Annotated in this window: 22 protein-coding genes and 2 pseudogenes; 11 read left to right on the top strand and 13 right to left on the bottom strand. The window is 64.9% G+C overall.

The annotated features are described in order from the left end of the window. Nucleotides 1–320: 320 nt before the first annotated feature. The gene (locus tag ACQR1X_RS15530) at nt 321–809 is read right to left on the bottom strand and encodes a MarR family winged helix-turn-helix transcriptional regulator (protein ID WP_434880790.1); all 489 of its coding nucleotides are present in this window, start codon (nt 807–809) and stop codon (nt 321–323) included. 174 nt (nt 810–983) lie between these two features. Here ACQR1X_RS15530 and ACQR1X_RS15525 point away from each other — a divergent pair, with 174 nt between their 5' ends. The 4 genes from ACQR1X_RS15525 to ACQR1X_RS15510 are packed head-to-tail and all read left to right on the top strand — an operon-like array spanning nt 984 to nt 6,655. Further along, entirely contained in the window at nt 984–2,261 is a 1,278-nt protein-coding gene (locus ACQR1X_RS15525) for an amidohydrolase/deacetylase family metallohydrolase (protein ID WP_434899157.1), read from the top strand. Nucleotide 2,262: 1 nt separating this feature from the next. Then, a complete protein-coding gene (locus ACQR1X_RS15520) occupies nt 2,263–4,635 on the top strand; it encodes a xanthine dehydrogenase family protein molybdopterin-binding subunit (protein WP_434899156.1) in 2,373 nt (790 codons plus the stop codon). After that, a complete protein-coding gene (locus ACQR1X_RS15515) occupies nt 4,632–5,462 on the top strand; it encodes an FAD binding domain-containing protein (RefSeq protein WP_434899155.1) in 831 nt (276 codons plus the stop codon). Before ACQR1X_RS15520 ends, ACQR1X_RS15515 begins: the two co-directional genes overlap by 4 nt. Continuing rightward, nucleotides 5,459–6,655: a 2Fe-2S iron-sulfur cluster-binding protein gene (locus ACQR1X_RS15510; protein WP_434899154.1), complete on the top strand. Its 1,197-nt coding sequence runs from the start codon at nt 5,459–5,461 to the stop codon at nt 6,653–6,655. Before ACQR1X_RS15515 ends, ACQR1X_RS15510 begins: the two co-directional genes overlap by 4 nt. A gap of 344 nt (nt 6,656–6,999) precedes the next feature. On the opposite strand, the pseudogene ACQR1X_RS15505 reads toward ACQR1X_RS15510, so the two are convergent. The 6 genes and pseudogenes from ACQR1X_RS15505 to ACQR1X_RS15480 form a co-directional block, all read right to left on the bottom strand. Next, nucleotides 7,000–7,323 (bottom strand): annotated as a pseudogene (locus tag ACQR1X_RS15505) (sigma factor); the annotation flags it as partial. Next, nucleotides 7,320–8,078: pseudogene (locus ACQR1X_RS15500) on the bottom strand (SDR family oxidoreductase). The pseudogenes ACQR1X_RS15500 and ACQR1X_RS15505, both read right to left, overlap by 4 nt. A 100-nt stretch (nt 8,079–8,178) precedes the next feature. Then, nucleotides 8,179–9,477 carry an FAD-binding domain gene (locus ACQR1X_RS15495; protein WP_434899153.1) on the bottom strand — a complete coding sequence of 433 codons (1,299 nt, stop codon included), beginning with the start codon at nt 9,475–9,477 and terminating at the stop codon, nt 8,179–8,181. A gap of 12 nt (nt 9,478–9,489) precedes the next feature. Further along, nucleotides 9,490–9,663 carry a DUF1328 domain-containing protein gene (locus tag ACQR1X_RS15490; protein WP_434848060.1) on the bottom strand — a complete coding sequence of 58 codons (174 nt, stop codon included), beginning with the start codon at nt 9,661–9,663 and terminating at the stop codon, nt 9,490–9,492. 146 nt (nt 9,664–9,809) lie between these two features. After that, nucleotides 9,810–10,184 (bottom strand): hypothetical protein, encoded by a 375-nt coding sequence (locus tag ACQR1X_RS15485; RefSeq protein WP_316239104.1) that lies wholly within the window; start codon nt 10,182–10,184, stop codon nt 9,810–9,812. A gap of 151 nt (nt 10,185–10,335) precedes the next feature. Beyond that, entirely contained in the window at nt 10,336–11,445 is a 1,110-nt protein-coding gene (locus ACQR1X_RS15480) for an AI-2E family transporter (RefSeq protein ID WP_434899152.1), read from the bottom strand. 140 nt (nt 11,446–11,585) lie between these two features. Here ACQR1X_RS15480 and ACQR1X_RS15475 point away from each other — a divergent pair, with 140 nt between their 5' ends. The 5 genes from ACQR1X_RS15475 (at nt 11,586) to ACQR1X_RS15455 (ending at nt 15,542) form a co-directional block, all read left to right on the top strand. Next, nucleotides 11,586–12,071 carry a hypothetical protein gene (locus ACQR1X_RS15475; protein ID WP_434899151.1) on the top strand — a complete coding sequence of 162 codons (486 nt, stop codon included), beginning with the start codon at nt 11,586–11,588 and terminating at the stop codon, nt 12,069–12,071. Between the two features lie 274 nt (nt 12,072–12,345). Continuing rightward, nucleotides 12,346–12,705: a hypothetical protein gene (locus ACQR1X_RS15470; RefSeq protein ID WP_316239107.1), complete on the top strand. Its 360-nt coding sequence runs from the start codon at nt 12,346–12,348 to the stop codon at nt 12,703–12,705. Nucleotide 12,706: 1 nt separating this feature from the next. Then, complete coding sequence (locus ACQR1X_RS15465; protein WP_316239108.1) at nt 12,707–12,964, top strand: DUF5985 family protein; 258 nt, start codon at nt 12,707–12,709, stop codon at nt 12,962–12,964. Next, nucleotides 12,965–13,255, top strand: a complete 291-nt coding sequence (locus ACQR1X_RS15460; protein ID WP_434848057.1) for a DUF5985 family protein — start codon at nt 12,965–12,967, stop codon at nt 13,253–13,255. It abuts the gene before it with no gap. Between the two features lie 43 nt (nt 13,256–13,298). Continuing rightward, nucleotides 13,299–15,542 (top strand): alpha,alpha-trehalose-phosphate synthase (UDP-forming), encoded by a 2,244-nt coding sequence (locus ACQR1X_RS15455; RefSeq protein WP_434885197.1) that lies wholly within the window; start codon nt 13,299–13,301, stop codon nt 15,540–15,542. A 32-nt stretch (nt 15,543–15,574) separates the two neighbouring features. Here the strand turns inward: ACQR1X_RS15455 and ACQR1X_RS15450 are convergent, their stop codons facing one another. The 5 genes from ACQR1X_RS15450 to ACQR1X_RS15430 all read right to left on the bottom strand — a co-directional run bounded on the left by ACQR1X_RS15450 (nt 15,575) and on the right by ACQR1X_RS15430 (nt 20,021). Continuing rightward, the gene (locus ACQR1X_RS15450) at nt 15,575–16,024 is read right to left on the bottom strand and encodes an SPW repeat domain-containing protein (protein ID WP_434872960.1); all 450 of its coding nucleotides are present in this window, start codon (nt 16,022–16,024) and stop codon (nt 15,575–15,577) included. A gap of 87 nt (nt 16,025–16,111) precedes the next feature. Continuing rightward, entirely contained in the window at nt 16,112–16,717 is a 606-nt protein-coding gene (locus ACQR1X_RS15445) for a PRC-barrel domain-containing protein (protein ID WP_434899150.1), read from the bottom strand. Nucleotides 16,718–16,804: 87 nt separating this feature from the next. Next, nucleotides 16,805–17,209, bottom strand: coding sequence for a BA14K family protein (locus ACQR1X_RS15440; RefSeq protein WP_434899149.1), 405 nt, complete (start codon nt 17,207–17,209; stop codon nt 16,805–16,807). 182 nt (nt 17,210–17,391) lie between these two features. Then, nucleotides 17,392–18,051: a response regulator transcription factor gene (locus tag ACQR1X_RS15435; protein ID WP_316239114.1), complete on the bottom strand. Its 660-nt coding sequence runs from the start codon at nt 18,049–18,051 to the stop codon at nt 17,392–17,394. Continuing rightward, nucleotides 18,048–20,021 carry an ATP-binding protein gene (locus ACQR1X_RS15430; RefSeq protein WP_434899148.1) on the bottom strand — a complete coding sequence of 658 codons (1,974 nt, stop codon included), beginning with the start codon at nt 20,019–20,021 and terminating at the stop codon, nt 18,048–18,050. The genes ACQR1X_RS15435 and ACQR1X_RS15430 overlap by 4 nt, the downstream gene beginning before the upstream one ends. Before the next feature lie 180 nt (nt 20,022–20,201). Between ACQR1X_RS15430 and ACQR1X_RS15425 the strand changes: the two genes are divergently transcribed. After that, nucleotides 20,202–21,008 (top strand): Crp/Fnr family transcriptional regulator, encoded by an 807-nt coding sequence (locus ACQR1X_RS15425; protein WP_434899147.1) that lies wholly within the window; start codon nt 20,202–20,204, stop codon nt 21,006–21,008. A 188-nt stretch (nt 21,009–21,196) separates the two neighbouring features. After that, nucleotides 21,197–22,462, top strand: a complete 1,266-nt coding sequence (locus tag ACQR1X_RS15420) for a cation:proton antiporter (RefSeq protein WP_434899146.1) — start codon at nt 21,197–21,199, stop codon at nt 22,460–22,462. 18 nt (nt 22,463–22,480) lie between these two features. Here ACQR1X_RS15420 and ACQR1X_RS15415 read toward each other — a convergent pair whose 3' ends face one another. Then, the gene (locus tag ACQR1X_RS15415; protein WP_434899145.1) at nt 22,481–23,266 is read right to left on the bottom strand and encodes an SDR family NAD(P)-dependent oxidoreductase; all 786 of its coding nucleotides are present in this window, start codon (nt 23,264–23,266) and stop codon (nt 22,481–22,483) included. Between the last annotated feature and the right edge of the window lie 6 nt (nt 23,267–23,272).

The raw sequence follows: 23,272 nt of genomic DNA, 5'->3' as shown, positions 1-23,272 counted from the left end.
ACATCGATGTCGCCGCCCCGGATTCATTTCGCCGCGGCTTCCGCGCAGCTGTCGTCGGTCATGTCAGCAAGGGACATGCCAGACGCCGCCCTGCCACGCGCAGCGCAACGTCTGCGCATCGGCGTCCACGATGGCGTCAGCAGAAATTGGGCTGGCAGATGCGCCGTTTGCGGACAAAACGCCGCAGCGCGAAAATGCGGAGCATGCTTCGTAGTTGGCGCAACGAACGCCATGGCCGGATACCGCGCTCCGATGACGCGCTGCTTTTCGGGCAGCAACATGCCCATTATCTAATCGGAGCTCATCGCCATCGGTTGCCGTCAGTCGGGCGACCTCGTCGCATCGAGCCTTTGCTCCTGTGCCTTGACGATCGTCTGCATCATGGCAATGAACCGCTTCTGATCGACCTTGGTCAGATCCGCGACCGTCGCGAGATGCGCCGCCCGCGCCGGCCGCTCGATCTTGCGCAGCAATGCGAGGCCGGAACTGGTCAGGCGGCAGGTGCGCGACCGCCGGTCGTGCGGCCCGACGCTGCGATCGATCAAGCCGCGCGCCTGCAGCCGCTTCAGCGCGCCGGTCGTGGTGGTCCGGTCGAGGGCGATGTCATGTGCCAGCGCCGTCTGGTCCGCCGTCCCGCGTTTCGCCAGCGCCGTCAACAGGCTGTACTGTAACGGCGTGATCTCATAGGCGGCGCATTTCTCCTGGAATAGCGCGACGTGGATCTGGTGCAGCCGCCTAATCAGATAGCCTGGACGTCCCTCGAGCGGCCAAGATGATCCATCGACTTTCGGCTTGTTCCTTCCGGCCATCGAACGACTCCCCGCATAAGCACTCATCACACTGCATCAATTTCAAGCTGTCTATGGCACGGATCTTGATGTAATGCGAAGCATGCTTCGTAATTGGCCGGCGGATCGTCCGCGCCGGCTCGTCGAGGAAGGTTTTGACCGGGACAGACATCCCGCCCGGAAAGGAGACCTTGCATGTCCGTGAGCGCCTCGTTCGACCTGCTGCTGCGCGGCGGCCGCGTCATTGACCCCGCTTCCGGCATCGATGGCTTGAGAGACGTCGCCATCCGCAACGGCCGCATCGCGGCCGTCCAATCCGACATTCTGCCGACCAGCGCCAAGGACGTCATCGATGTCAGCGGCCAGCTCGTGCTTCCGGGACTGATCGACACCCACGCCCATGTCTATCAGTACGTCACCGGCCGCTTCGGCATGAACGCGGACATGGTCGGCGTGCAGTCGGGCGTCACCAGCCTGATCGACCAGGGCGGCCCGTCCTGCATGACCCTGCCCGGCTTCCGTCACTTCGTCGCAGATCAGGCGCAATCGCGCGTCTATGCCTTCCTGTCGGCCTATCTGGTCGGCGGCCTCGAGGGCCACTACTATCCCGATCTCTACCGGCCGGATTGCGTCGACATCGATGCGACGGTGAAATCGGCGGTCGCCAACCGTGACCTCGTTCGCGGCATCAAGGCGCATGCCGAGATCGGCGGCTTCGCGCGCTGGGGCATCCGTGTCATCGAGATGGCGGCCGAGATCGGCCGCCGCGCCGAGCTTCCCGTTTACGTCCATTTCGGCCAACTGTGGGGACTGCCCGCAAGCGGCACCAATGGCGAGGATGTCGACACCATCCTGGAGCGCGTGATCCCGCTGCTGCGTCCGGGCGACGTGCTGGCGCATCCGTTCACGCGGCATCCCGGCGGCTTCGTCAACACCAAGGGCGAGGTGCATCCGGTGATCCAGGCCGCGCTCGATCGCGGGCTCAAGGTCGACGTCGGCCATGGCAGCCATTTCTCCTACCGCCTGGCACGCAAGGCGATCGACGCCGGCATCGTGCCGCATACGCTCGGCGCCGACATCCACGGCTACAACACCCATGTGCCGGCGCCCGCGGGCACCCCGGACGAGCATGCCGACGACGAGAACCATCCGTTCGCGGGCCAAGCCAAGTTCAGCCTCGTGCAGGCGATGAGCTCGATGGTCGCGCTTGGCCTGACCTTGGAGCAGGTCGTGCCGATGGTGACGTCGAACCCCGCCGCCATGCTCGGACTATCCGATCAGATCGGCGCGCTGCGTCCAGGCATGGAGGCTGATGTGAGCGTGCTCCGCGAGCAGCAGGGCCGTTTCGTGCTTTGCGACAACGAGAAGACCGAGGTGATCGCCGAGAAGCTGCTGCAGCCGGTGTTCTGCCTGCGCGCCGGCGTCCGGCACGACGCCACGGCGCCGATCCTGCCCGCAGCGGTCGCGGCCTGACGTGACGGACGCGGCCTCGACCGCCTCGGATGCCCGCGCGCCGCGCGGTGTCGGCGCGCGCTTGCCGCGCAAGGAGGACGACCGTTTTCTGCGCGGCCGCGGTCAGTACGTCGCCGACATCAGGCTGCCGGGACTGAAGGACGTCGCCTTCGTGCGCAGCCCGCTCGCGCACGCCAGGATCAAGGCGATCCACGTTCCCGCTGAGTGTCGCGACGTCGTCTTCACGGCCGACGACCTCGCAGGCATCAAGCCGATCCGCGCGGTCTCCGGCCTGCCGGGCTTCAAGATCTCCGAGCAGCCGGTGCTGGCGACCGGCAAGGTGCGCCATGTCGGCGAGCTCGTGGCGATGTGCGTCGCGCGCAGCCGCGCTGAGGCCGAGGACATCGCCGCTTCTGTCGAGCTCGAGCTGGAGCCCTTGCCGGCGGTGCACGACATGCGGCTGGCGCGCACGGCCGGCACTGCGCTGGTGCACGAGCACTGGGGCGACAACGTCTTTCTGGAGACCAATTTCGAGGTCGACATATCAGCCGCGCTGGACGCTCCGATCAAGGTGACGCGCGAGATCACGACCGCACGCCAATGCATGGCGCCGCTGGAGGGCCGCGGCGTCGTCGCGACCTTCGATCACCGGCTGGATCAGCTCACGCTGCACACGGGATCGCAGATGCCGCACATCGTGCGCAACGGACTGTCCGACTGCCTCGGCGTCGACCAGGGCCGCATCCGCATCATCGCGCCGGATATCGGCGGCGGCTTCGGTCACAAGGGCATCCTGCTGCCCGAGGAGGTCTGCCTGAGCTGGCTCGCCATGCACAAGGGCATGACGGTGCGATGGCTCGAGGACCGGCGCGAGCATCTGAGCGCCAGCGCGAATTGCCGCGAGCACGCCTATCACATCACGGTCTATGCCGACCGCGACGGCCGGCTGCGCGGCATCGATTGCGAGGCGATCGTCGATTCCGGCGCCTATTCGTCCTATCCGTTCTCCGCCTGCCTCGAAGCGGCGCAGATCGCGAGCATCCTGCCGGGGCCATACCGGATGCCGGCCTATCGCTGCCGCACCTATTCGGTCGCGACCAACAAATGCCCAATCCTGCCCTATCGCGGCGTGGCCCGCACCGGCGTCTGCTTCGCGCTCGAGCTGCTGCTCGATGCCGTCGCGGTCGAAGCCGGGCTCGAACCCGGCGAGGTCAGGCTGCGCAACCTGGTGCAGCCGCAGGACATGCCGTTCGACAACATCACCAACAAGCATTTCGACAGCGGCGACTATCCCGGCGCGCTGCAGCGGGCGTTGACGGCGATCGATGTCCCCGCGGTGCGCGCGCGGCAGCAGCGCGGTGAGCCGGACGGCCGGCTGATCGGCACCGGCGTCTCGATCTATTGCGAGCAGGCTGCGCATGGCACCTCGGTCTATGCCGGCTGGGGCATTCCGATGGTGCCCGGCCACGAGCAGGCGACCGCACGCTTGACGCCCGACGGCGGGCTGGAGCTGCGCGTCGGCGTGCATTCGCACGGCCAGGGGCTCGAAACGACGCTCGCCCAGGTCGCGCACGAGATCCTCGGCGTCGATCCAGACAAGATCCGCGTCATCCTCGGCGACACCGCGATGACACCCTACTCCACCGGCACCTGGGGCTCGCGCTCGATGGTGATGGCCGGCGGCGCCGTGGGGACCGCCTGCGAACAGCTCGTCGCGCGCGCCACGCGCATCGGCGCCAAGCTGCTTCAGCTCGCGCCGGAGGCCATCACCTGGCGCGACGGGCGCGCCTGCGGGCCGAACGGCAGCGTCAGCCTCGCCGAGATCGCCCATACCTGGTACCGCCGGCCGCAGGATCTTCCCAACGACGTCGATCCCTCCGGCCTCGAAGTCACCGGCGGCTACAAGCCGGTGCGCGACAGCGGTACCTTCTCCTATGCGGCGCATGCCGTGACGGTCGCGGTCGATCCGGATCTCGGCGAGGTCGAGCTCCTGGACTACGTCATCGTCGAGGACGGCGGCGTCCTCGTCAATCCGATGATCGTCGACGGCCAGATTCTCGGCGGCCTCGCGCAGGGCATCGGCACCGCGCTGTACGAGGAGATGCCGTTCGACAACGCCGCGCAGCCGCTGGCGACGACGCTGGCCGACTATCTGCTGCCGGGTCCGACCGAAGTCCCCGCGCCGCGCCTGTTTCACATGGAGACGCCGTCGCCCTACACGATGTTCGGCGTCAAGGGCATCGGCGAAGGCGGCGCGATCGCGCCGCCGGCGGCGATCGCCAACGCCGTCAACGACGCGCTGCGGCCGCTCGGCGCAGAGCTGATGCAGTCGCCGCTGTCGCCGCGCCGGATCGTCGCGGCGGTGCTCGCCGCAAAACAGGCGAGCGCGCCGTGAAGGCCGCATCCTTCGTCTATGAGCGCCCCCGCAGCATGAGCGACGCGCTGGCTCTGCTCGGAGACGCTGATGGCGACGCACGGATCATGGCCGGTGGCCAGTCGCTCGGACCGATGCTCAATCTGCGCCTGGTGCAGCCGCAACTCATCGTCGACGTCGCCGGCCTCGCCGAGCTTCGCACGATCGAGCGCGACGGCGATGCTCTCGTGATCGGCGGCTGCGTCACCCATGCCGATATTGAGGATGGCCGCATTCCCGACGTCACCCATGGCGTGCTGCCACGGATCGCCCGCGGCATCGCCTATCGCGCCGTCCGCAACCGCGGCACCATCGGGGGCTCTCTCAGCCACGCCGATCCGGCTGCCGATTGGGTCACCACGCTCGCGGCGCTCGGCGCCAGCGTGAAGCTGACGAGCGCCAACGGCCAACGCGAACTCGCGGTCGCGGAGTTCATCCAGGGCGCGCTGCAGACGGCGCTGCGTCCCGGCGAGCTCGTCACAGCGATCCGCGTCCCCTCGCTGCCGCCCACGGCACGCTTCGGCTACGCCAAGGCCTGTCGCAAGCCCGGGGAATTCGCTCATGCGATGGCCGCGGTCCTGATCGAGCCGGATCTGGCCCGCAGTCGTGTCGTCATCGGCGCCATCGACACGAGGCCGATCGTCGTTGACGATTCGTCCCTGCTTGGCGGCACGATCATCAATCCCACCAAGCAGTTCGATCGCGGCCTCACTGACAGCCTGCTGACGCAGGCCGGCGTGACCGATCCGGCCGCCCGACACATCCACCTGAGCGTGCTCGCGCGGGCGATTGCGGAGGCCGCCGCATGACGACGATCCGACTCACCGTCAACGGGCGCGCGACCGAGACCACCGTCGAACCCCGCACCCATCTCGCCGACGTGCTGCGTGATCAGCTCGACCTGACCGGGACCCATCTCGGCTGTGAGCACGGCGTCTGCGGCGCCTGCACCTTGCTGCTCGACGGCGCTCCGGCCCGCTCCTGCATCACGCTCGCCGTGGCCTGCGAGGGCGCCGCCGTCACGACGATCGAAGGCCTGGACGAGGACGAGATCGCAGCCGAGCTGCGCGACGCGTTCACGCGCGAGCATGCCCTGCAATGCGGCTACTGCACGCCCGGCATGATCATGTCGGCGCGCGACCTCGTGCTGCGCCTCGATCACGCGGACGAACACGCCATCCGTGTCGGCCTGAGCGGCAATCTGTGCCGCTGCACCGGTTACGCCGGGATCGTACGGGCGGTCGGCGCCGTGATCGAGGCACGGCGTCAGCGAGGCATTGCAGCGGTGATCGGCGCAGGTCGAAGTTCGCTCGGTCCTGTGGGATCGCACCCGGTCGCGATCCCGACCACCGTCTCGTCGCCGCATGCCAAGCATGAGATGGCGGCAAAGCAGAGCGCTGGGGCTGGCATGCTCGACATTCTCGACGCTCCGCCCACGAGAAGCTTCGATGCATCGCTTACGGTGAACGCCGCACCTGCCGAGGTCCTTGCGCTGTTCGCAGATGTCAGAACCTTGGCTGCATGCTTTCCCGGCGCCTCCATCACGGGCATGCCAGCCGCCGATCTCATCGAGGGCGAGGTCAGGATTGCCCTTGGCCCGCTTGCTGCCGTCTTCCGCGGCGCTGCACGGATCGAGCGCAACGACGTGAGCCTGTCCGGGCGGCTCATCGGCACAGGACGTGACCGGCTGAGCCGCAGCTCGACTTCAGGACAGATGAGCTGGCGCATGGCCCCGATCGACGAGGGACGAAGAACCCGGCTCGCGCTCACGATCGGCTACAGCCTCACCGGTCCGCTGGCGCAGATCGCGCGTGACGGACTCGTGCGGGATCTGGCATCGCGCCTCACGACGACGTTCGGACAAAACTGCGAGCGGTATCTCAACGGAACGTTGAGCGTGGCTGAGAATGCTGCGCCGCAACGCCTCAACGCCGTTAGATTGCTCCTCGACGTCGCACTTTCACATCTTAGCGCCTTCGCTCGCGGCATGCGAAGACAATGAGACTACCAATCGCAGCATGCGGTGCGCACGCACCGCTTGCGGTGCCAAGAGTTCGCAAGGTCTGCAATTTTAGCAGTGCCAAGTCAGCCAGTATCAAGTCACCCGAATTTAGCCGGAGCGTAGCAGGCAAATATCGCGGAGACGCGGCCAACGGTACCGACATTGCGCCCTCCCGATCTGCTGACGTCCGCCACCTGCTCGATCAAGCAGATGACCTCGCGGCGGCGCCCCCTTCGTGCAGTCAGATCCCAGCATGGGCATAAGGAGCTCTTGTGCGAGAGGTCATCCTTGGGGAGCCGGACCGCTCGTCAGCACGGCCACCGCGTCGGCGGCGCGGACGCCCGCTCCAAAGAGTCGGTTGCGGTGTCATCGGCGATGTCGTCGGCCGCCTCGATCGGTTCGGCAGCCCGGATCGCGCGGCTTCGCAGCAGGTCCAGCGCACGATTATGCGCGATCCGGAACAGCCAGCCGCGCAGCATCGTGACCTCCTTGATATCGTCCATGGCCACAAGCGCCTTCGCCAGGGTGTCCTGCACGACGTCCTCACCGTCGACCACCGAGCCCATCAGGCGCGCGCAATAGCGATGCAGCTCGGGCCGGAGTCCCTCTGCCAGAGCCATCAGCTCGGTCCTGCGCCCGCGGCGCAACGACTGCGTGCCATCGCTCAAGCGGTCGCTCCTTCCATCACCGTCACGCCGGCATCGCCATTCAGGCCGAACACGATGCCGTCGGCAAGCCGCGGATCCTCCAGCACCGAGACGACGTGGTCGCCGAACGCCCGCGGCGGCATCGGCGCGCCAAAACGAGCGACGAAGGCTTACGGCGTGATCCCCATGGATCCGGCATAGGCGCCCGCGGCCGTATCCCCCACCCCGGTGCCCAGGATCATCATGCGCGGCACGATCGCCTGGAAACGGATGCCGAGCTTGGCCTCCTGCGACACGCCATTGGCATATTTTGCCATGAACCAGAGCATGCGCTTGGCGCCCCCGTAGCCGCCCGACATCTGCGATCCCGTCACCGCGGCGCCGCTCGAACCGACCAGGACGCCGCTCCCCGGCCGAAGCGGCAGCCTGAGCGCCGCCTGGATCCAATACAAGCCTGCCTTGACGTCCGTCTCCCAGGCGGCCGAAAAGTCCGTCCAGCTCAGCTGATCGAGCCGGCCCATCGGCGGCGTCGTGCCGGCTTTCAGCACCAGAATGTCGGGACTGATATCGCCGACGATGCGCCGCGCGGCGGCCTCGTCGGTGATATCGGCCACGATCGTGGCAACGCCCAAACGCGCGGCGACCCCGTCCAGCGCCTTGGTTCCGCGCGCCACCACGGTCACCCTGGCGCCGCGTTCGACCAGGGCTTCCACCAGTCCGAGGCCGAGACCGCGGCTTCCGCTGGTGACGATGACGCCCTTGTCTTTCAGGCTCATGATCATGCTCCACTTTCCAGACGAAGAGAAGACGATCCAGCCACGGGAAAAGAGTCATAGAAGTCCGATCGACGACGGCGATGCCGGGGTGCGCTTGGACTCAAAACCGGTCGGTTTGGGGGGCAGACGATCGATCGCGTGAACGCCAGTCGTAGTTCGGACGCGGCAGGGCATCGGCGATGTCCCTGCCGAAGGCCAGCCTCGCCACCCCCGGAAAGGCGAAGGTCTTGATCACCAGATTGCGGAACAGCAGGCCGGCGCGCGTCTTTGGCGCGAACGCGCCGGCAAAGCGCTCGGCGGCGCCCTGCTTTGCCTCGATATAGGTCCGCAAGACCTCGTCATATCGCGCGAACGCCTCCTGATATCGTCCCGAGCTGGCAGCAAGTTCGCCCGCCAGCACGTAGGCGGCGATCATTGCCAGGGCCGACCCCTGCCCCGCCAGCAGCGATACGCAGAACGCGGCATCGCCCACGAGGGCGACGGGACCGCGCGACCAGCTTGGCATTCTGATCTGACTGACCCGGTCGAAATAGAGATCGTCCGTGCGGTCCAGTTCGGCGAGGATCTCATGGCATTCCCATCCACCGCCCCGATAGACATCGCGCACCACCGTCTTCTGCTGGTCGGGCGAAGCCGGTAGATGGGGATCGGTCGACGCGAACACAAACAGAAACATGGTCCGATCGTCGCGTAACGTAAAGCGTCCGACCATGCGCCCTGGCTGGCTATACATCAAATACACGTCCTGATCGCGCGGCCGATAGCCTCGCACCTCGAACGCCGCGACGACATAGCCGAGGTGCCTCTCGAATGCAGTCTGCGGTCCAAACACCAGACTGCGAACCCTTGAATGCAGGCCATCGGCGCCGATCAATAGATCGAAGTGGCGTTCACCGGCGCGCTCGAGTTCGACCCTGATGCATTCCGGCTCTTCACGAAATGCGATGATTTCATCGCCGAACAATACCTCGGTGCCGTTCTTGATGCTTCCGAACAGCAACCGCGACAGCTCGCTCCGTTGCACCGTCACATAGCTTCCGCCGGTCAACTCAGCGAAAACCCGGGTGCCGATGCCTGCCAAGGTCCTGCCGCAAGCGTCAACGACGCGCATCTCTTGAACGTGGTACCCGCTGCGATGAATGTCCGGAAGCAACCCCATCTGTTCAGCGATGTCGTAGCCAAGCCCCCAGAAATCAATCACGTAGCCGCCGCTGCGCAGAGCAGGTGCGCGCTCGACCAGCGTCGGCTCGAAGCCCGCGGCCTTCAGCCAATAAGCGAGCGTCGGTCCCGCGATCCCTGCCCCCGAGATCAATACGGTTCTCATCGGCAACACCCAGGTGAAGCCCTTGAACTTGGTTGCACAGCCGCTTGGAATCACGGGCAACCACGCTTGCGGCATAGCTTCTCGAACTCAGAAGATCACTTCTCCGGCCACGAACGCCAACACGATGAAGACCACGAAGATCACGAGAGCGGCGAAGAACAGCCATTTGGCGATCCGGGCGGAGCCGGCGGCAATGCCGCTGAATCCGAGAAAGCCTGCGACGACCGAGATGACGAAGAAGATGAGCGCCCATTTCAGCATGGAGCCTCCGGAGCAAACGCGCGCTTGCACGCGAAAAAATAGACGACCGCTCCCCGTGCGCAGCTCTCAAGCGCTGCGGCGCCCACCAACGGCGCCGCCGCAACGCGTTCTTGCGCCGTGGTGACGGGTGCATGCGATCTGCAGCGTTACTTGCTGCTGTTGTTGGCCTTCGAGCTGCTGCCTGAGCCATCGTGACTGGCGCCGGCCGCGCTGCCCGTGGTCTGGGCCTGGTTGTCGATCTCGGTGAACATGGTCAGGGAGTGCGGCCCGATCACCATCGTGACCGGATCATTGTTGCTGTCCTTCGCGCTGACCAGGAACGAGCCGGGCACCACGTTGATGTCGGTGAAGCCCTGCTTCTGCAGCTTCTGCTTGATCTGCTGCGGCAGCGGCTGGGCCTGGTTCGACGCCTGTGCGCCTTGGGTGCCCGGTTGCGAGCTGGCGCTGGTTCCTTCCGCGAAAGCCGGAGCCTGAAGCGCCGCGAGCACCAGCAACGATGATCCGATGAGTTTGATGGACATGGAGGTCTCCTCTATGAGGTTGCACTGAGCTCATGTTGAACGGAGGCAAAGCCGGATGGTTCTCTTCCGTTCGAGGGGCTCGGTGTGCCGCCGTACCACTCGACGGTGCCACCATGAGCAAAGCCCGTCACGACCGGACATTGGGCGTCGCTCAGCCACCGCGCACTCGCGGCTCGCGATCAAGAAAGTCGGCGACATAGAAGCGCTTTCCCAGGGCGAGCAGCACAGCCGCGACGGGCGTCGCCAACGCCAGCCCCAAGGTGCCGAACATCACCCCGAACAGCAATTGCATCGAGATTGTGAATGCAGGAGGAAGAGCGACCGTCCTCTCCTGAACGCGCGGCGCGATCACATAGCTCTCGATGAACTGGATAGCGACGTAGAGAGCGGCGATCCAAAGCGCCCGCATGGGTCCGTCCGTCAGGCCGATCAGGACGGCGGGTGTCGCGGCCAGAACCGGACCGATGTTCGGAATGAAGGTCAACAGCGCAGCCAACACCGCAAGCACCAGCGGCAGCGATCCGCCGAGCGCCCATAACCCGATGCCGGTGAGAATGCCGACCACCGCCATCGACACGAATTGCGCGAGCAGCCAGGCGCGCAAGGTCTGTCCGGCCTCCGCCAGCATATCGGCCGCTCGCGGCCGCATGCTGGGAGCCACCAGCGCCACGATGCCCCTCACATAGAGTTCAGGGTTGGCGGCACTGTAGAGGCCGATGAAGACGACCACCACCGTGCTGCCGAGGAACCCCAGCGTCGTCGAGAACACGGAGGTTGCCTCTCGACCCGACGGCAGGAACCTGTCGACGTCCAGCAGACCGACGCCCCGCTGCGTCCAATCGTGCGAGTCGATCATGTGCTTCGCGGCTTCGATCGCGCGCGGAAGTCCATCGAGAAGATTCTGGAACTGGTCGGCGAGCCTGGAGCCGGCGAAGGCAAGAAAGCCCGCCAAAAACGCAACGAGCGCCACGCCGAAGATGCCAAGTCCGACAGCCGGTCCGACGCCAAGCCCTTTCGCGATCCACGAGCCGCCGCTCCTCAGGAAGACGCCGAACAGGATGCCGGCAAAGACGATCAGCAGAACATCCGGAGCGAGCCACAGAAGCACCGCGGCGATCGCGCCGACCGCAAGCATGCACACGACCCTCTGCGGCATGTTTATCCTCTCTCGAACCAGCTCGATGCGCGTTTGCATTGACAACGCACACCGGAAGACCCGGCGGCGACGCACGCCGCCTTTTTCTTCCGGATCGGCGGGCAAGTACGGACGCGTACCAACAACCGCTCTGCCATGGCCTCGAAAGCCGTGCTGGAATGTTGAAGAGCGATCGGCGTCAACGACCTTCTCTGAGCGGATGAGGACGCCGGTGTCGACCCAATGCACGACGACAGGAGCGAAAGATGCGCAATTTCGGCTTGGCACTGTCCCTCTCTGCAATGATGGCGATCACGCCGGTCGCCGGCACCTGTGCCGCCCCGCTGACTCCGCTGTCCGCAACCGCCAGGCCCGCGGCCCATCCGTTCGGCAGTCAAGGCGAGCTGACGGAAGTCCGCTGGCGCGGCGGTTGGGGAATCGGCGCCGGCCTGCTCGCAGGAGCGCTGATCGGCTCGGCTCTGGCCTCGCCCTATTACTACGATGCTTATCCGGCCTATGATCGCTACGGATACGCGTACGGCCCGGCTGGCTATGATCCTCGCTACGCGTATACGCCCTACTGGGGCGAGTATGGGTGGGGCGCAGGCCCCGGTTTCTATACGGCCTACAGCTACGCGCCTGCCCCGTGGGGCTACACGATGCGCCATCAATGGCGGAACAGCTATGGCTGGCAGCCGAGGCGGTGGCGGCATCACCATCACGGCGTGATTCGCACACACCATCGTTGGTGAGCACAAGTACGGGGCCAATACCGCCCGGCCCGCATCAAGCAGCGCGCACCGTCCGACACCTCCCATGCTCGTCGGCGCGATCGGTGCCCGAAATCCATCCGCCTGGAGTTGGTACGGCAGCGTACCAACTTGAGCGCGCAACAGCGCATTGGACTTTGGCAGAAAGCGGAACCACACTGCCGCCTCGAGCATATGTGAGGCTGCTTGATCCGCTCGCCGAATTCCACCAAGCTGCGGGCAAATCAGATCTCGTTGCTTCATGCCCAAACAGCCCTTGGCCAAGACCATTCAGGACTTCATCCTGAATCACATTCACACTGTCGCCCAGATGGAAGCCCTGCTCTTCCTCCATTCTCACCCGCGGGAACGTTGGGTGGCCGCAGAGATGGCCAAACGGCTCTACGCCACGGAACGCGAGATCGTCGCCGCGCTGGCCGAACTTCACCGTGATGGTTTTCTCAGCGAAGCTGACGGGCACTATCAATTCGACGCATCTCCGGAGCGCGCCGAACGCGTCGCGGAACTCGCCGAGGCCTACCGTCATCAGCTCATTCCGATCACGAACCTGATCCACGGCAAGCGGCGGAGCATCAATGCGTTCTCGGACGCGTTCAAGCTGCGCAAGGACCGCTAGCATGGCCGCGGTGATCTACACTCTGTGTGCGCTGACCTGCGCCTTGTGCACCGGCCTGCTTGCGCGCGCCTATGTCCGCTTCCGATCGCGGCTTCTGCTCTGGAGCGCGATCTCGTTTCTTGGACTGACGTTCAACAACATCGCTCTGTGGGTCGACAAGATCATTCTGCCTGAAGCCGACCTCTCGCCCGTCCGCAACGCGATCGCGCTGATCGCGATGCTGGTTCTGATCTACGGCCTCGTTTGGGAGTCAGAGTAGATGGCACATCTTGGCCCGGTGCTCGGCGGCAGCGTCGCCGCCTGCTCTCTCATCGCCGCCCTGTTCTTCCTCAAGTTCTGGCGCAGAACCGGTGACCGCTTCTTCCTGTTGTTCTCGGCCGCATTCATGGTCGACGCCGGATCCCGGTTCCTGCTTGCGGCAGTTGCGGTCTCCGATACGACCGAGCCGATGTACTACGTCCCTCGGCTGGTCACTTTCGGCCTCATCCTGACGGCGATCATTCAGAAAAACGCCGGCCGCAACGCGCAAGATCCTCGCAACTCAGATTAGGAGACGCCACATATCACCCCGCACAGTGCTTCCGGGACGAAGAATGATCTGGTCCGCAGGTCAGTTCATGCGCCGCCCGGCGGCGAGATATCTCGCTTTGACCGCCGTGGCCGTCGCGATCGTCGTGGCCGGCCTTGTCATTCTCGCCTCGGTCCTCATCGAGAGCTGGTCGCGGCAGGACGTGGACCTGCGCTCGCGGCTGGTGTTTCGATCGGTCCGGGATCGGATCGTCGCCGCCGCGAACTCTCCCCAGCAGGCCGACATTGGCGCTCTGTTCGAACGCATCACCGAGGACGAACGCATTCTGGCGCTGGGGTTCTGCACACCGGACGGCGAGCTGCGCTACGCCACAAAGGACTTTCCGCGCTCCATCACCTGCCGCGCCATCGACCGGGACAAGCGCCGCACCTTCGACACGACCAGCTCAGGCCGCCGCGTCAATGTTGGAATCTTTCCGGTCAACGCTCCCCAGGCCGCCGGAGATCTGCTGGTCATTCATGATCTTGCCTATGTCGACGAGCGGGCCGCCGAGGCGCGCGTCTACGCCGGGCTTGCGCTGGGCGGAATCGCACTCGGACTGGGCCTGTTTGCCTTCGCCGTCGTATCCGCGCTGACCCGATCCTGGGCGCGGTCCATCCGAAGCATTCTGCAAGGCGCATCCGCCGGCGCCGAGGCGCCGTCTCCGTTCAGCGGCTCGCCGATCGGCCGTGCCGTCCACGCCACGCTTGCCGAGCTGCGGGCCGAGCGCCGCTTCGGCAGCGACATCAACATCGACTGGTCGCCGCATACACTGCATCGGCTGCTGGTGGAGCGATTGCCGGACGCGCAGGTGGTCGTCGTCTCCAACCGCGAGCCCTACATCCACAACCGTTCGAGCGAGGGCATCGTTCTGCAAAATCCTGCCAGCGGCCTGGTGGCCGCACTCGAGCCGATCATGCGGGCGTGCGGCGGGGTCTGGATTGCGCATGGCTCCGGTTCCGCCGACCGCGACACAGTCGACCGGCATGACCGCCTGCAGGTTCCTCCCGGTGATCCCGCCTACACCCTTCGCCGGGTCTGGCTGACCGAGGAGGAGCAGACAGGCTACTACTATGGTCTCGCCAACGAAGGCCTCTGGCCGCTCTGCCACATCGCGTTCGTTCGCCCGACATTCCGGGAGACGGATTGGCTGCAATATTGCAAGGTGAACGAGCGCTTCGCCGAGGCGGTCGTCCAGGAGGCCACACGCGACGATCCGATCGTCCTCGTGCAGGACTATCACTTCGCGCTGCTGCCCCGTATGATCCGTGACCGGCTGCCGAAGGCGACGATCATTACGTTCTGGCACATCCCGTGGCCGAATGCAGAAACATTCAGCATATGCCCTTGGCGCAACGCCATCATCGAGGGCCTGCTGGGCAGCACGATCCTGGGCTTTCATACGCAGCTTCATTGCAACAATTTCCTCGAGGCCGCCGACCGTTTCATGGAAAGCCGCGTCGACCGCGAGCACATGTCCGTCACCTATCGTGGTCAGGAGGTGCTGGTGAGGCCATATCCGATTTCGATCGAATGGCCGCCAGCGGCGCTTGCGAACCAGGCTCCGACGGAGTCCTGCCGCGCGTCGGTGCAACGGCGGTTCGGCCTGTCAGCAGATGTGCGGATCGCAGTGGGGATTGAGCGTTTCGACTATACGAAAGGCATTCTCGACCGGCTCAAGGCGGTGGACGATCTCTTGACCCGCCACCCCGAATGGATCGGCCGGTTCGTGTTCATCCAGGCCGCGGCACCGACACGGAGCAAGCTCGGCGCGTACAGCGCTTTGCAGGAAGAGGCCGAGACACTCGTCAACTGGATCAATGCGAAACATGAAACACGCGATTTCGCACCGATCCGTCTCGTCATCCGCCATCATGAGCCCGATGAAGTCTTCGAGCTGTTCAGGGCCGCCGATATATGCGTCGTATCGAGCCTGCATGACGGCATGAATCTGGTTGCGAAGGAATTCGTCGCCGCACGTGACGACGAACAGGGCGTGCTGATCCTGTCGACCTTCGCCGGAGCTTCCCGCGAATTGTCGGAGGCCTTGCTCGTCAACCCCTACGACACGCACGGCATGGCGGACGCGCTGCAGAATGCGTTGCAGATGCCCTCGTCCGAACAGCGCAACCGCATGCGGCTGATGCGGGAGCTCATCCGGGAGCGCAATGTCTATCGCTGGGCGGCGCAAATGCTGCTCGACGCATCCCACATTCGGCAGCGTCAACGCATCGGATCAGTCGAATTGCAGGCACAGCGATCGGCGTGATGAGGTCCTGCGCTCGGCATCCCCCCGCGACGTCAGCGCGGGGCCGCTGCAGCGCGGCGAAGCAGCAGGAGCCGCGAGGTCGCAAGGGCGAATGCCATGACGCCGCTCAGCCCGACGGTGACGGCTGGCAGGCCGGCCAGACCGATCACGAGCGGGGACAGAATGGCTGCTGCCGACGCGAGGAGGAGAATGTATTCTTCCCAGACTTCGAACGCCGCCAGCGCAGCGAAGCTGGTGACGCCGATGACAGCCCCGAGCACGCCGGCCGTCTGCGTCGCGGTGTTCGGTGCCGGGCCGCCGAAGCCGAGAATCCAGGGTGACGAGAACAGGAACGCCCCGACGACAAGGCTCGCGAGGTCGCACCAGATCCCGGCCAGGAACGCTCTCCTCACCGTATGCTTGACCGGGACTCTTTCGATACGCTTCAGACCAGGCGCGTGAGCGCCTGCCCGGTGGGGCCACGCATTGCCTTCGATCGTCATTGAGCTTTCCTCCGGAGCGGAGCCACAGATCCTTGAGAGCTGCAGCACGACCGGAGCGGCGCGCGCGCCGCTCCGGTTCGTCCTTGCCTACATGCTGCTCGGATATTTGAACGATGGAGCCGCCTTCAACTGCTCCGCGGTCGTATCCATCGATGCATGCCAACGCTTGTCGTTCTGATCATATTTGATCTTGATCGCCGATGGACGCACCGCCACGTACTGGTCGCCGATCCCGAGGAAGCCGCCGACCGAGAGAATGTAGCCGTCGACACCGTTCTCGTTGAAAGCGATATCCTTGATGGTGCCGATGTTCTGCTTGGCCATGTTGAAGACGTCCAGCCCGATCACACGCGATCCGAGGCCGTCCTTGGCCGGAACGGATGTGAAGGCGCCGCCGGGAGCTGTGTCGGAGGCCGATCCAGCCGCGGAAGCTGTATTCGCGCCGACCGTCGCCACTTCAGCAGTGGCGTTCGCTCCCACGAGCACCGTGATCGGGTTGCCTGACCTGTCGTTCGCCTGGATGACGGTTGAGGCGGGCATCACCTTCACATTCGTGAAGCCGGACTGCTGGAGGTTGGCGACGATGTCCTGCCGACTGCTCTGATTTGCCGGCGGTGACTGCGATGCGGTCTCGCCGAACGCCGCGGTCGACGCGAGAGCTGTCAGCGCCAGTGCTGCCGTTATGTTTCGCATTCGATCGATCCTTTTAGGTCTGTGCTTTCTTTCGGGACCTTGGGTGCGTCCATGAGGAGCCACTTCTCCTCATGGACGAGCCGCTGCTCATGGACAGGGATGGCGCTGTCCGTCGTAGCCGAGATAGGTGCCGGAGCCCGGGTCGTAGGATTTGAAGCGCTGCGAGCAGTAGGCGTCCGTCTCGGCCGCCTGTGCGCGGCTGTTGGCGATTGCTCCGCCGATGACCGCACCTGCGGCGAGACCGCCGATCGCGGGGCCCCAGCCGTAACCGCGGTGATGCCAGCCGTATCCCCGATAGCCATATCCCCGATACCCGTGATGCCAGCCGCCGCCGCGCCAACGCGCTTCAATGACATTGGACCGGTTGTCGACGCTTGCGGTTGCGACCGGGGCCTTTGGTGAGATGACGGTGGCGGCACTTGCCATCTCGCCGCTCGAGAGGATGGCGACGAGCGCGACGGTCGCGATCGGAACTGCGTTTTGGGTCCGCATGTAGTTCTCCTTCGTTTCGACTTGCGAAGGACCAATCCCGTCCATCCGTTCGGGTTCTCGCGGAGTGTACCGCTGCGTACCAGTGATGGAGTGAGGAGAGTCATGCGCGCTGGTGACGACAGCGTCGGCCCAGCGGAAGAACGCGTTCTCAGCGTCAGCGGCAATCTGTCGCGACCCCACGCCTATCTGGCGAGATCCCCGAGCCACCCTTGCGAAACGCCGTATCGGACGATGTCGGCCCTGGTGGAGAGGCCAAGCTTCTCGATCGCCCGCGCCTTGTGCGTTTCGATCGTCTTCACGCTCACGTCGAGGCGCCCGGCAATCTCCTTGTTGCTGAAGCCCTGCGCGATGAAGCGCAGCACTTCGGCTTCGCGCGGCGTCAGCTCGTGTTGGGACGCCTTGTCGGGATGCGACTCGTCGAGGCGCGCCGTCGGCAGCACCTTCTCCGCGATGGCGGGATCGAGATAGACGCCGCCCTCGGCAATGGCCCTGATCGCACGCACGAGATCTTCGGCAGCAGAGCGCTTGAGCAGATATCCACGCGCGCCAGCCTGCATCATCGGTTCGATATAGGCGCGATCTTCGTGGACCGTGAGCGCCAGCATCCGTACCGAGGGCGCCCGATCGGCAATCCTGTGGGCCAGCTCGATGCCGCCGATCACAGGCAGCGATATGTCCAGAACCGCAATATCCGGCGTCTCGCGTGCAATGACTTCGAGCGCGGTCTCAGCATCGGTCGCCTCGCCGACGACCTCCATGTCCGCGACGTGCGCGAGGAGCGCCTTCATCCCGGCCAGCACCAGAGGGTGATCATCCGCAAGCGTAATCCGGATCGTGGTCAAGAGCTCACACTCACGTTGGTCACGGGAACGGTCATGAAGAGCGTCGTTCCGTGCTTCGGCTCGGTTTCAATCGCGAGCGTCCCGCCAAGCAGAGACATTCTTTCTTCGATGAAGGAAAGACCCAACCTCTGGCTCGCAACCTCCTCGCCCTCGCGCCGGTCGGGATCAAATCCCTCACCATCGTCTTCGACGATGACGCGCAGCTCTTCGCCCCGGCGGTCGAGCACGACGCTGACCCGCCGCGCGCGCGCATGCTTTGCCACATTGGTCAACGCTTCCTGGATCGCACGATAGACGGCGCTCTCGACTTCCGGTGGAAGCCGGCCGGTGCGCCCCAACGTCTGGACGTCAGTGCTCAGTCCGTATCGTCGGCTCCATTCGGAACAGAATGCCTCCACGGCCTTGTACAATCCGAGATCGTCCAGGGCGGTGGGACGAAGGTCTGCCGCAATCTGATGAATATCACGCCCGATGTCACTTGCGAGCGACTGCAAGGAATGCAGGCGATCGAGCTGCGCCGCCTGTCCCGGCATTTGCGCAAGCGCCTGCTCGACATTCTTGAGACCGAGCAGCAGGCCGGTCACGGTCTGGCCGATCTGATCATGCAATTCCCGCGATAGACGCTTGCGCTCGTCCTCTTCCGCCTTGCCAAGACGCCGCAACAGGCGCTGGCGGTCGAGCTCCGCACGCTTGCTGTCGTCGATGTCGATCAGGACAGCGACGACGACCTCGGCGCCTGTATCCGACCGATGCGAGCTGCGGCCGTTGACGCGCAACCAGCGCCCCTGAGGGGTTGCGGTCCTGAAATCCACCGTCACCGCCTGATCGCCTTGACAGTGCAGCAGGGCAGTCTTGACCACGTTGCGGTCAGCCGGCTCGATGGCATCGACGAGTTGATCCAATGCGAGGGTGAGGTCGTCAGGGCCAGCCATGTCACGCAGCTGCAGCATCTGGAGCGCTCGCCCGGATGCGATCACCTCGCCAGTCGACACGTTCAGGCTGAAGACACCGAGATCCGCAGCATCGACCATGATGCGTCGGCGCTCTTCACTGGCCTTCAAAGCCAGCGCGGCCTGGGCTTCCTGCTCCAGACGCCGCTGCGAAATGTCGCGCGCCGTGAACCAGACGAGCGCCATGCCCAGCGCGAAGCTGACCGCACCTCCGCTGGCGAGCACGATCGCCGAACGACGCACGGGAGCATCAAGCTGGTCTGTCGGAATTCCGAGATGAACTGACCAGCCGCTGGTGCCCGGCAATTCCTTGAAGATCGAATCGACGGGAGTGCCTTCGACCGTCGTTCCCGTGTAGTTTCCCTCCGAGCCCTCCGAAATCGCCTGCCGAACGGCGGCGGCCGCGGGACGGCCGAGCTCAAATTGGTCGCCAATCGTCCGCGCGACGATGTTGCCTTTCGCGTCGACGACGACACCCACCCATCCCGGCGGAGCGCCTGCGCCTTTGAGGATCTGACTCACGGCGTCCGGCACGAGGGCGACCGTCAGGACGAATTTCAGTTCACCATGCCGTTCGACCGGCGCCCGGAGCGCGACCAACCGTTTTCCCGAGATGGGTCCGATCGGCCCGATGCCGCCGATCGCGGCCTTGCGCGTCGTCAAGATGCGTTCGAAGTTTTCACGATCCGCCGTTGCCCCCAGATCTGCCCCGATGGGCCGAAGCAGATTGAGCACCTGGTTGCCCTTGGGATCGACGAGCTCGATCGTCTCCCAGAGCGGCCTTGCCTGTTTGATCCGCAACGCCTCGATGTAGAACGAGTCGAGATCGGGAGCGTCCAGGCTCGCAGAGGTGGCGAGTGTCTCCGCGATTTCGACTTGAAGACCGAGCTCAGAGGACAGGCGGCTGACGACACGGTTGAGCGTTTCGAGCGCAGCCACACGCGAATCGGTTCGCGCCTGCCGGGCATTGAGGAAGACGACCCAACCCGCGAACAGGATCAGTGGAATGGCAGCGGCCATGACCAGGAGCACCAGGGACCGCCGAGTGGCACTCGCTTTCGTGCTGGTCACAACATCCTCTAGAACCGGGTTGTCCGAAGGGTCAGGTTTTTCCTGACGGCGTCTGACCGTCAGCCCGACTGGGATCAGCGTCGTGCACTCACCATCAATAGTCAAATGGTGATGGTCAGGACGGTCGACATGCTGAAACCCGAGACGATGCAGGAGCGCACGTGGAACGTGGGACCGCCGCGGACCATGTGGGCCGACGGAGCGCCCTGCCACAATGTGCATGAGACATGCAATGCCCTGTTGAGCAGGCTCCCGCAACGGTCCCGTCAGCTTCTGCTGGAACGTTGCGAGACGGTCGAACTCACACCGAAAATGCGTCTCCAGGATCGCGGGGTTCCCATCCAGTACGCCTACTTCATCGAATCTGGCGCTGCGTCCGTGAGCACGCGGGCCGGCGACTGCCTCCAGGTCGAAATCCAGACGCTCGGCAAGAAGGATTTTGTCGGCATTCCCCTGGTGCTCGGGATGCGGATTTCACCGCATATCTGCACGGTCCAGATGCCGGGAACCGCGCTACGCATTCCCGCCGAAGCGCTCATCCATTTAATCACCACGGATCGCGACATCGAGAAGATGTTGCTGCGCTACGTCCAGGCGACGCTCATCCAGAGTTCCCAGCTCGTGGCGTGCAACTCACGGCACAGCTTGAACCAGCGGGTCGCGCGCTGGCTGCTGGTCGCCAGGGACCGGACCGACAGCCCGGAGATCGGCATCACCCATCGCAGCATCGCCCAGGCCCTTGGCGTGCGGCGCGCCAGCATCACGGACACGTTCGCGGAGATGGAGGCGGCAGGCCTGATCCGCCGGAGCCGGAAATATATTGCGATCAGCGACGAAGTCTGCATGGCCGAGCTGAGCTGCAACTGTCACCGCGTCATACAAGCTGCCCACGAAAATTCCCTGTTCGGAAGTCCCAGTCTGCACGGCGCGCCATGATGAACGAGCGTCCTCCGACGGCGTGACGTCTGATCCCCTGAGTGGAACCAACCCTCTCGCGAAGGCTTTCCGTGAGAACCACCGGCCTGTTCGCCGGCGGGCGGCTGTCCGGGCCAGGACACGGTCTGCCGCCGATCGTCAGAGCAGCCGCGCGCATCACGGCGCCACCCCAGAGGAGCGAGAATAATTTGGTATTTTCCCTTCTGGACCTGAGCGCAATTCTGCTGGCGCTCTCGGCACTGTTCGGCTGGCTGAATCAGAAATACAGCCCCTTGCCGCATTCGATCGGCCTGCTTCTGATGAGCGTCGTGGTCTCCGGCATTCTGGTTGCGATCGATGTGGCCGCACCGTCCCATCATCTGTTCGCGCCGCTGACGAACGCGCTGTTGCAGATCGACTTCACCTCGGTCGTGATGAACGGGATGCTCGGCTTTCTCCTGTTCGCCGGCTCACTGCACGTCGAACTGCAAAGGCTCAAGCGCCGTGCAATTCCGGTTCTCACGCTGGCGCTGTTTGGCACGGGCATATCGACCTTGGTGGTTGGTTTCGGCTTCTACGCGGCATGCACGGCCATCGGCCTGCCGATGTCGCTCGCCTGGTGCCTGGTGTTCGGCGCCCTGATCAGTCCCACCGATCCGGTGGCTGTCATGAGCACGCTCAAGAACATCAACGTCCCGCCAGACCTCGAGATCGAGATGCAGGGAGAATCGCTGTTCAACGACGGCGTCGGCATCGTTCTGTTCACCATCCTGCTCCGCTACGCCACGGGGAGCGGAGATGTCGGTGCCGTCGATATCGGCGAGATGCTGCTGCTGGAGGCGGGTGGCGGCATTCTCCTGGGGCTCGCGGGCGGCTACATCGCCTACCGGGCCATGCATGCGATCGACGATTACGCCATCGAGGTGCTGGTGTCTCTGGCGCTCGTCACCTCGGTGTATGCGGCTGCCCTGCGGCTTCATTGCAGCGCGCCGCTTGCCGTCGTCGCAGCCGGATTGCTGATCGGGGATCGTGGCCCGCGATATGCCATGAGCGAGCAGACCCAGCGCTATTTGTTTGGACTTTGGACGCTGATCGACGAGATCCTGAACTCCGTGCTCTTCCTGTTGATCGGTCTCGAGGTCCTCCTGCTCCGCTTCGGCGCACTGGCGTTGCTGGGCGCCGCGACGGCCATTCCGCTCGTGCTGGTGGGCCGCCTGACCGCAGTCAGCCTTCCACTGCTTTTCCTTGCCCGGACCAAGCTCGTCTCAGCCCACAACATCCCGTTCCTGACCTGGGCCGGCGTGCGCGGCGGCATCTCGGTGGCCCTGGCGCTGTCGCTTCCGGAAGACCCGGCCAAGGCGCCGATCCTCGCCGCGACCTATGCGGTCGTCGTCTTCAGCGTGATCGTGCAGGGATCGACACTCGGTCTCGTCGCCAGGCGGACCCTGTCTCTGCCGGCCAAGGCCGGGCGCTGAGGTTCGACCCTGCCCTGCTCACTCCCCGCCCCCAGCGCCTCGCAGGACCAGATTGGACCCTTTCGGCGCCGTACCGATCTCTGTCCAGGTGCTAGAACGCAGCCTTGCCGATCGAAGCGCCCCCGTCAACTTGGATCGTCTGGCCGGTGATGAAGGCGGCTCCGTCAACAGGAACGCGATCGCCGCGGCAATCTCGCCGGGCTGCCCGAAGCGACGCATCGGAACGCCCGAGAGATAGCGGCGCTCGCCTTCGCTGCCCGGCGGGTTGTTGGCGCGGAACAGCTCCGTTTCGGTCGGTCCGGGGGAGACCGCGTTGACCGTGATGCCCGTGGTCGCCAGCTCGAGCGCCCAGCTGCGGCTAAAGCTGACCAGAGCGGCCTTTGCCGCAGCGTAGGAAGTGCGTTCGACCGAGCCGAGCACGGTGAGACTGGAGACGTTGACCACCCTCCCCCAGCCACGCTCCATCATTCCCGGTAGGAGAGCCTGCACCGTCTGCAGCGCGGGATGCAGGTTGACCCGTATCACCTCGTCCAGGACCGGCAACTCGACGGTGCCGAGCCGTTGCGGCCGAACGAGGCCGACATTGTTGACGACGCCGTCGAAGCGGAAACGGGCCATGAGCTCACCGAGCGCTGCGTCGGTCGCGCTCGTGTCAGCGAGGTCGACCGACACGAGCGTGCCTGGAAAGTCTTCTGCCGCTCCGCGCGCAAGACCCACGACGCGATGCCCGTCCCGTGCCAGACAATCCGCGAGCGCACGGCCGATGCCCTTGCTGGCACCGGTGATGAGGAAGGTACGAGACATTGAGAT

The sequence above is a fragment of the Bradyrhizobium sp. HKCCYLRH3073 genome (assembly GCF_051167995.1).
Lineage (GTDB): Bacteria > Pseudomonadota > Alphaproteobacteria > Rhizobiales > Xanthobacteraceae > Bradyrhizobium.
This window is presented reverse-complemented; position numbering and strand designations above follow the sequence as displayed.

Bases quoted from the DNA above. Each gene is read 5' to 3' on its own strand.
- ACQR1X_RS15530 (WP_434880790.1), bottom strand. From the start codon at position 809: ATGGCCGGAAGGAACAAGCCGAAAGTCGATGGATCATCTTGGCCGCTC.
- ACQR1X_RS15415 (WP_434899145.1), bottom strand. From the start codon at position 23,266: ATGTCTCGTACCTTCCTCATCACCGGTGCCAGCAAGGGCATCGGCCGT.
- ACQR1X_RS15430 (WP_434899148.1), bottom strand. From the start codon at position 20,021: ATGGCCGCTGCCATTCCACTGATCCTGTTCGCGGGTTGGGTCGTCTTC.
- ACQR1X_RS15465 (WP_316239108.1), top strand. From the start codon at position 12,707: ATGGCCGCGGTGATCTACACTCTGTGTGCGCTGACCTGCGCCTTGTGC.
- ACQR1X_RS15455 (WP_434885197.1), top strand. From the start codon at position 13,299: ATGATCTGGTCCGCAGGTCAGTTCATGCGCCGCCCGGCGGCGAGATAT.
- ACQR1X_RS15425 (WP_434899147.1), top strand. From the start codon at position 20,202: ATGCTGAAACCCGAGACGATGCAGGAGCGCACGTGGAACGTGGGACCG.
- ACQR1X_RS15445 (WP_434899150.1), bottom strand. From the start codon at position 16,717: ATGCGAAACATAACGGCAGCACTGGCGCTGACAGCTCTCGCGTCGACC.
- ACQR1X_RS15525 (WP_434899157.1), top strand. From the start codon at position 984: ATGTCCGTGAGCGCCTCGTTCGACCTGCTGCTGCGCGGCGGCCGCGTC.
- ACQR1X_RS15510 (WP_434899154.1), top strand. From the start codon at position 5,459: ATGACGACGATCCGACTCACCGTCAACGGGCGCGCGACCGAGACCACC.
- ACQR1X_RS15475 (WP_434899151.1), top strand. From the start codon at position 11,586: ATGCGCAATTTCGGCTTGGCACTGTCCCTCTCTGCAATGATGGCGATC.
- ACQR1X_RS15495 (WP_434899153.1), bottom strand. From the start codon at position 9,477: ATGCCGCAAGCGTGGTTGCCCGTGATTCCAAGCGGCTGTGCAACCAAG.
- ACQR1X_RS15460 (WP_434848057.1), top strand. From the start codon at position 12,965: ATGGCACATCTTGGCCCGGTGCTCGGCGGCAGCGTCGCCGCCTGCTCT.
- ACQR1X_RS15490 (WP_434848060.1), bottom strand. From the start codon at position 9,663: ATGCTGAAATGGGCGCTCATCTTCTTCGTCATCTCGGTCGTCGCAGGC.
- ACQR1X_RS15440 (WP_434899149.1), bottom strand. From the start codon at position 17,209: ATGCGGACCCAAAACGCAGTTCCGATCGCGACCGTCGCGCTCGTCGCC.
- ACQR1X_RS15450 (WP_434872960.1), bottom strand. From the start codon at position 16,024: ATGACGATCGAAGGCAATGCGTGGCCCCACCGGGCAGGCGCTCACGCG.
- ACQR1X_RS15485 (WP_316239104.1), bottom strand. From the start codon at position 10,184: ATGTCCATCAAACTCATCGGATCATCGTTGCTGGTGCTCGCGGCGCTT.